At 72.8% G+C, this 6136-nt stretch carries 4 protein-coding genes; 3 read left to right on the forward strand and 1 reads right to left on the reverse strand.

Annotated elements, in window-relative coordinates:
* Positions 1 to 9 precede the first annotated feature (9 nt).
* Positions 10 to 183 carry a hypothetical protein gene (locus ACFWUQ_RS20165; protein ID WP_384539626.1) on the forward strand — a complete coding sequence of 58 codons (174 nt, stop codon included), beginning with the start codon at positions 10 to 12 and terminating at the stop codon, positions 181 to 183.
* A 59-nt stretch (positions 184 to 242) separates the two neighbouring features.
* Here ACFWUQ_RS20165 and ACFWUQ_RS20170 read toward each other — a convergent pair whose 3' ends face one another.
* Positions 243 to 3524: a S41 family peptidase gene (locus ACFWUQ_RS20170; protein ID WP_384539628.1), complete on the reverse strand. Its 3282-nt coding sequence runs from the start codon at positions 3522 to 3524 to the stop codon at positions 243 to 245.
* 150 nt (positions 3525 to 3674) lie between these two features.
* On the opposite strand from ACFWUQ_RS20170, the gene ACFWUQ_RS20175 reads away from it, so the two are divergent.
* Positions 3675 to 4265: a TetR/AcrR family transcriptional regulator gene (locus ACFWUQ_RS20175; RefSeq protein WP_384539631.1), complete on the forward strand. Its 591-nt coding sequence runs from the start codon at positions 3675 to 3677 to the stop codon at positions 4263 to 4265.
* 112 nt (positions 4266 to 4377) lie between these two features.
* Positions 4378 to 6136, forward strand: a 1759-nt coding sequence (locus ACFWUQ_RS20180; protein WP_384539634.1) for an MMPL family transporter, incomplete at its 3' end; no start/stop codon positions are given.

Raw genomic sequence — 6136 nt, forward strand, 5'->3', positions numbered from 1 at the left:
GGGAACAGCATGGGTCTGAAGGACCAGTTCCAGGACAAGGCCAAGAGACTCGCCGAGCAGGCCGAGCCCCCGGCGCCGAACGCGGAGGACAAGGCGCCGCAGCGCTCCGCCCCGGTGCCGCAGGACGTGCGGGCCCGGGCACGCAAGGCCCGCGAGACGTTCGACGACCACTTCGAGAAGTAGCGCCCGGCGGTCGAGGGGCGCGGCCCGTACCTTTCGGGCCGCGCCCCTTCCGCGTGCCCTTACGGCCTGGGCGGCAGCTTCGGCCGTGCCAGGTCCGGTACGTCCGTGTAGCCGGGCGGCACCGCCGCCGGGTCCTGCTCCAGCAGCTCCAGGGCCAGGTGCACGGCGTCGTCCAGCTGGGCGTGCCGCCCCTCCGCCCAGTCGAGCGGCGTGCGCAGGACCGCGAGGTCCGGCTCCACCCCGTGGTTCTCCACCGACCAGCCGTACTCGGGGAACCAGGCGGCGTTCATCGGCACCGTGATCACCGTGCCGTCGCCGAGGGTGTGGCGGCCGGTCATGCCGACCACCCCGCCCCAGGTGCGCTGGCCGACCACCGGGCCCAGCCCGAGCAGCTTGAAGGCCGCCGTGATCATGTCGCCGTCCGAGGCGGTCGCCTCGTCGGCCAGGGCCACGATCGGCCCCCGGGGCGCGTTGGAGGCGTACGAGACGGGCTGGGCGTTGCGGGTCAGGTCCCAGCCGAGGATGGAGCGGGTCAGTTTCTCGACCACCAGCTCGCTGATGTGGCCGCCCGCGTTGCCGCGCACGTCCACGATCAGTGCGGGCCGGGACATCTCCATCCGCAGGTCGCGGTTGAATTGCGCCCAGCCCGAGCCGCCCATGTCGGGGATGTGCAGGTAGCCGCACCGGCCGCCGCTGACCTCCCGGACCACCGCCCGGCGTTTGGCCACCCAGTCCTGGTAGCGCAGCGGCCGTTCGTCGATGAGCGGGACGACCGCGACCCGACGGGCCCGGCCCTCGCCCTCGGCCGGCCGGAAGGTGAGCTCGACGGTGGTGCCCCCGGCCGCCGAGAGCAGCGGGTAGGGGCCGGTCACCGGGTCCACCGGCCGGCCGTCCACGTGGGTGAGGACGGCGCCCTCGCGGATGCCGGTGCCGGCCAGCGGGGAGCGGGCCTTGGAGTCGGAGGACTCGCCGGGCAGGATCCGGGCGACCGCCCAGGAGCCGTCCCGGGGCACGAGGTTGGCGCCCAGCAGGCCGATCGCCCGCTGGTAGTGCGGGGGTCCCTCGTTGCGGCGGGCGGGGGAGACGTAGGCGTGCGAGGTGCCCAGCTCGCCGAGGACCTCGCGCAGCAGGTCGGCGAACTCGTCGGGCGAGGCGACCCGTTCGATCAGCGGGCGGTACTGGCGCAGCACCCCGTCCCAGTCGACGCCGCACATGTTCGGCTCCCAGAAGTAGGAGCGGATGATCCGGCCGGCCTCCTCGTACGCCTGGCGCCACTCGGCCGCCGGGTCCACCTCGTGCAGGATGCGCCGCAGGTCGAGGTGGACGGTCGAGTCGCCGTCCCCGGACTCGGTGGCGGGCACGGCCCGCAGGTCGCCGTCGTCGTTGAGGACCAGCCGGGTGCCGTCCCCGCTGACCGCGAACCAGTCCAGGCCCGAGGCCAGTTCGGTCTTGCGGGCCTTGGTCATGTCGAAGTGCTCCAGCGTCGGCTTGCCGCTGGTGTCGGCCGGGTTGGCGAAGGTCTCGCCGAGCGCGCCGGAGATGGGCCAGCGCAGCCAGACCAGTCCGCCGCCGCTCACCGGGTACAGGGCCGAGTACTTGGACGCGGAGACCGGGAAGGGCGTGACCCGGCTCTCCAGCCCCTCCACCTCCACGGTCACCGCGCCGTCGCCCGACTCCGCGTCCCCCTCGACGGGGTCGAGGCCGCCGGCCGCCGGCCGTCCGTCGGCCGAGAACGCGAACGGCGAGGGGGTCGCCGAGGACAGCGGGACCAGGTAGGGGCGGCAGCCCAGGGGGAAGGACAGGTCGCCGGTGTGCACGTCGTAGACCGGGTCGAAGCCGCGCCACGACAGGAAGGCGAGGTAGCGGCCGTCGCGGGTGAAGACCGGGCTCTCGTCCTCGAAGCGCCCGTTGGTGACGTCCACGACCGTCCGTGCGCCGGGACCGGCGATCCGGGCCATCTTGATCTGCCGCAGCGACCGCCCGACACCCGGGTGCGACCAGGTCAGCCACACCCCGTCGGGGGAGAACGCCAGGTCGGTCACCGGTCCGTTGACCGACCGGATCAGCTCGGTGACCTCCCCGTTGGACTCCTCGGTGGCGTCGATCAGCAGCAGCCGCCCGTCGTGGGAGGCGATGGCGAGCCGTTCCCCGTCCGGGTCCGCGAGCAGTTCCAGTACGCGGCCCAGCTCGCCCGACGCCAGCCGGCGCGGCTCCCGTTCCCCGGAGGCGCGCGGCAGGTAGGCGATCTCGATCGCGTCCTCCCCCTCGGCGTCCGTGATGTAGGCGACCTGCCCGCCGCTGCCGAGCATCTCCGGCAGCCGTACCCGCACGCCCGGGGTGTCGGCGATGGTCCGCGCCGGCCCGTCGCGGTGGGTCAGCCAGTAGAGGCTGCCGCGCACCACGACCGCGCTGGCCCGGCCCGTCGCGTCCACGGAGAGCGAGTCCACGTGGTGCGCGGCCGGTACCTGGTACGTACGGCGGCCCGCGCGCGGGCCGCCGAGGCGGACCAGGAGCTTGCGCGGGACGGCGCCGGGCTCCAGCGAGTCGACGAGCCACAGGTCCCCGGCGCACTGGTAGACGACCCGGGAGCCGTCGCTGGAGGCGTGCCGGGCGTAGAACTCCTCGTGGTCGGTGTGGCGGCGCACGTCGGTGCCGTCGGGCAGGCAGGAGTACAGGTTGCCGATGCCCTCGTGGTCGGAGAGGAAGGCGATCCGCCCGCCGACGAACATCGGCGCGTCCAGGTGCCCCTCGATGTCCTCCAGCAGCCGCTGCCCGTGCAGCCACAGCCGGCCGGTGGCGCCGCCCCGGTAGCGCTTCCAGGCGGCGGGCTCGTGCGGGGGCTTGCCGGTGAGCAGCAGGGTGCGCCGCTCGCCCTCCTCGCCGGCGTGCATCTGGATGTCGGAGACGGGGCCCCACGGGAGCCGGCCGCCGGGGCTGCCGTCGGTGGGCAGGCAGTAGGCCCAGGCGAAGTAGGAGAACGGCTGGCCGTGCGAGGAGACGGCCAGGATGTCGCTGCGCCCGTCCTCGTCGGGCGGCGTCCAGCCGCAGACCCGGGTGTCGGTGGCGCCCCAGTGGCTCAGCCGGCGGGCCGGCCCCCCGTCGACGGGGGCCAGGTGGATCTCCGGATCGAGGCTGCGCCAGGTCGTGAAGGCGATGTGCCGGCCGTCGGGGGAGAAACGGGGGTGGCTGACCCGGGTCCGGTCGACGGTGATCCGCCACGCCCGGCCGGGCGTCTGCCCGTCGGGGACCAGCGGGGCGACCCAGAGGTCGTCCTCGGTGGCGAAGCACAGCAGGTCGTCGTGCAGGTGCGGGAAGCGGAGGTACGCGACGTCGTGACTCACCCCCCAATGCTTTCCGCGCGGAGGGGGCCCGGCAACTCGTACAGGTGATCCATGCCACCCCCAAAGCGAAACGGTACGGTTTCGTTTCGCTATGGAGGGGGGTATGGTCTGAGGAGTACGAAACAGTTTCGTTCGGACGGAGGCGCGGAGATGACCGAGGCGATGGCGGCCCGGCGCAGCCGGATCACCCCCGAACGGGAAGCCGAACTGCACGAGGCGGTCCTCGACCTGCTGCGTGACGTCGGCTACGAGGCGCTGACCATGGACGCGGTCGCCGCCCGCACGAAGTCCAGCAAGGCCACCCTCTACCGCCAGTGGGGGAGCAAGCCGGAGCTGGTCGCCAAGGCCCTGCGATGCACGCAGCCCGTCTCGCTGCGGTCGATCGACACGGGCAGCCTGCGCGGGGACTTCGCGCGCATGGTCGAGCACTCGGACGACGCGCAGATGGCCAAGGACACCGCGCTGATGCGGGGTCTGGCCCATGCGGTCCACGAGAGCCCGGAGCTCCACAAGGCGCTGCGGGACCTGCTCGTCGACCCGGAGATCACCGGCCTGCAGGTGATGCTGCAGCGCGCGGTGGACCGGGGTGAGATCGTCCCCGGCTGCCCGGCCCTGGATTTCGTACCGCACATGCTCATCGGGGCGTTCATCGCGCTCCCGCTGATCGAGGACCGCCCGGTGGACCGGGCCTTCCTCGGTGACTTCATCGACGCCGTGGTCTTCCCCGCCCTCGGCGTCTGATCCGCCCCACCCGTCCCCACCGCTCCCCGCTGCTCCTGACACGCCGCTCTCGTCGTCGGGCCGGCTCCCTGTGCCCTGATCCATCCCACGACCCGAACGGGAGAACCACGACGTGGCCACCTTCCTCTACCGACTCGGCAGGGGCGCCTTCCGGCGTCGCCGGCTCGTCGCCCTCGTCTGGGTGGCGCTGCTGTTCGTCGCGGGCTTCGGCGCCGCGTCGGCGTCCGCGCCCACCTCAGGCTCGTTCTCGATACCCGGCACGGAGGCCCAGAAGGCCTTCGACCTGCTGGACCAGCGCTTCCCGGGCATGGCCGCCGACGGCGCCACCGCCCGCATCGTCATCAAGGCCCCGGAGGGGGCCAAGGTCACCGACCCCGGCCCCAAGGCCGAGGTCGAGAAGATCGTCTCGGAGCTGAAGTCCGGGCCCGGCGCGGAGCAGATCTCCTCGGTCGCCGACCCGTACCAGAGCCAGGCCGTGAGCCAGGACGGCTCCACCGCCTACATCAGCGCCAAGTACGACGTCAGCGGCATGGAGCTGAAGGACGCCACCCGCGAGGCGCTCACCGACTCCGGCAAGGCGGCCGAGTCCGCCGGCCTGACCGTCGAGATCGGCGGCGACGCGCTGATGGCGGCCCCCGAGACCGGCTCCGGTGAGATCATCGGCATCCTGGTCGCCGCGATCGTCCTCGTCATCACCTTCGGCTCGCTGATCGCGGCCGGACTGCCGCTGCTCACCGCGCTGATCGGCGTCGGCATCGGCGTCTCCTCCATCACCGCGCTCGCCAACGTGCTGGACCTCGGCTCCACCACGTCCACGCTCGCGATGATGATCGGCCTCGCGGTCGGCATCGACTACGCGCTGTTCATCGTCTCGCGCTACCGCGCGGAGCTCGCCGAGGGCCAGGAACGCGACGAGGCCGCCGGCCGGGCCGCCGGCACCGCCGGCTCCGCCGTCGTCTTCGCCGGTCTGACCGTGGTCATCGCCCTGGTGGGCCTGGCCGTCGTCAACATCCCGATGCTCACCAAGATGGGCGTCGCGGCCGCCGGCACCGTCGTCATCGCGGTGCTCGTCGCCTTGACCCTGGTCCCCGCCATCCTCGGCTTCGCGGGCAAGAAGGTCCTGCCGGCCGGCGAGAAGAGCAAGCTGTTCGGCAAGGGCCGCGCGGCCGGGGCCGGCGCCGGCGCCGAGAAGAAGCCCAACGGCGGCACCCGCTGGGCCCGCTTCGTGCTCCGTCGCCCGGTGATGGTGCTGCTGGCCGGTGTGATCGGCCTCGGGGTCATCGCGATCCCGGCGAGCAAGCTGGAGATGGGCCTGCCGGACGACGGCGCCCAGCCGGTCTCCACCACCCAGCGCCAGGCGTACGACCTGCTGTCGGACGGCTTCGGCCCCGGCTTCAACGGCCCGCTGATGGTGGTCGTGGACGGCGACCAGCAGCTCGCCGACCGGACCGCCGAGCGGATCAAGGGCCTGGACGGCGTCGCCGCCGTCATGCCGCCGACCCCGAACAAGGAGGGGGACGCCGCCGTCATCACGGTCGTCCCCGACGACCGCCCCTCCTCCACGCGGACCGAGCAGCTGGTCCACGACATCCGCGACGGCAGCGGCGACGACGTCCTCGTCACCGGCGCCACCGCGATGAACATCGACTTCTCGCAGAAGATGAACGACGCGCTGCTGCCCTACCTGGCGCTCGTGGTCGGCCTCGCCTTCCTGCTGCTGATGCTGGTGTTCCGCTCGATCCTGGTCCCGCTCACCGCCGCGCTCGGGTTCCTGTTGTCGATGGGTGCCACCTTCGGTGCGACCGTGCTGATCTTCCAGCAGGGCAAGTTCGGCCTGATCGAGGATCCGCAGCCGCTGGTGAGCTTCCTGC

The organism is Streptomyces sp. NPDC058662, from assembly GCF_042716255.1.
Taxonomy (GTDB): Bacteria; Actinomycetota; Actinomycetes; order Streptomycetales; family Streptomycetaceae; genus Streptomyces.

Bases quoted from the DNA above. Each gene is read 5' to 3' on its own strand.
- ACFWUQ_RS20175 (WP_384539631.1), top strand. From the start codon at position 3,675: ATGACCGAGGCGATGGCGGCCCGGCGCAGCCGGATCACCCCCGAACGG.
- ACFWUQ_RS20165 (WP_384539626.1), top strand. From the start codon at position 10: ATGGGTCTGAAGGACCAGTTCCAGGACAAGGCCAAGAGACTCGCCGAG.